The organism is Puniceicoccus vermicola, from assembly GCF_014230055.1.
In the GTDB taxonomy this organism is placed as follows: Bacteria; Verrucomicrobiota; Verrucomicrobiia; order Opitutales; family Puniceicoccaceae; genus Puniceicoccus; species Puniceicoccus vermicola.
In genome coordinates this window covers 1-1,251 of the sequence record NZ_JACHVA010000013.1, presented here as the reverse complement: position 1 = coordinate 1,251, position 1,251 = coordinate 1, and the positions used below count along the sequence as shown (strand labels likewise).

Genomic DNA, 1,251 nt, shown 5'->3' with positions numbered 1-1,251 from the left:
GTTCGGAATAGCTCGCAACAGCGCCTGAGAGCTTCGCGAGCCCCGGTAAAGCTGATTTGCCGGGGAGAAGCTCCGCGGCATGCCCGGAGCATTTGCCATCGGATAAGATTATGTGCGATGAGTCCGAAGCCGTAAAGTTTGCGGGCCATGGAAGCTGACTTCGCCCGGATAAAATCCAATTCCATGGTTATTTTGATATCGCGAAAGCACAGTTCGATATCCCAACGACTCGTGTATTGGGCCTGAACTGTTTCGGGCGGAGTTTCCAAGTCGGTCGTAGCGATCACCTTGACCACGGGACGGAAGCCTTTGCGCTCGAAGCGCGAACGGATGTAGCGCACCTCAATGTCCTGGGGAAGCTCCTGCCATTGGGCATCGTCGATGTGTTCGGGGCATTGGCTTAGTTTTGGTTTGCTCCACAGGGTGCGATACTCGTCTTTGGCTTTGGGAAACTTCCTCTTGCGAGCTTGGTGAAGTTCCATGATCCCATGAGCCCGGCGCGACCGGATCAGAGCGAAGTTCCAAAAGCTGCAATACGCCGTATCGGCAACCAAGGTATCGTCGGGTCGGACGCTCTCAAGAGGGCCGATCTGAAACATCCCTCCTTCGTGCTGTCTCCAGGTGCTGTCGATGGAGTCGACGACGGCCCCGCTGTGCGCGTCGATCAAAGCAACTTGTTGCATGACCGGAAAACCGCAACCGGGCTTTTGGTTGGTCGGTTGCGGATACTCGAGTTGATTCTCATGGGTGTCGCAGAGCTGGAAACCGGTCCCATCGACAAAGAGCGTGCGTCCTCCTTCACGTTGAACCTCAAGGTCGATCGAAGAGAGCGCCCGCTCGTGCACGGCGCATACGGTCGATTCGGGCAAACGCTGTCGAGCCTGACAGAGGCCTCCGGTTTTGCTCGAGAGCTTTTCCTTGCCCATGGACCTCAAGGTGGCATTGATCTCCACCAACCCCGCTCGAAGAGTGCCCGATCCCATGCCCTGACTGATCATGTGCCAAACCGTAACCGCCGAAGAGAACCCACGATCGCGTTCCTTCGAACGCTTCGGAATCGATTCCAAAGGCAACGCCTCCTCGAAAACATACGGCAGTTGACCCGGAAGACCCTTCATGATCGAATTGCGACTATCCTCAAGCCTCTTGAGGGCAGATTTAGGGCTTCGCCCAAAGGCGCGGTGAAAACCGGGAAGAAACAGGTTGTTTTGTTGCACACCAAAAGCTTGCAGAATCCATCGCCTAGGGCGA

Annotated in this window: 1 protein-coding gene; it reads right to left on the bottom strand. The window is 56.0% G+C overall.

What is annotated here, in order from left to right; all coding sequences use genetic code 11:
• The coding region (locus tag H5P30_RS00840; protein ID WP_185691071.1) for an IS4 family transposase at nucleotides 1–1,217 on the bottom strand (1,217 nt) is incomplete at its 3' end.
• Nucleotides 1,218–1,251: the final 34 nt, after the last annotated feature.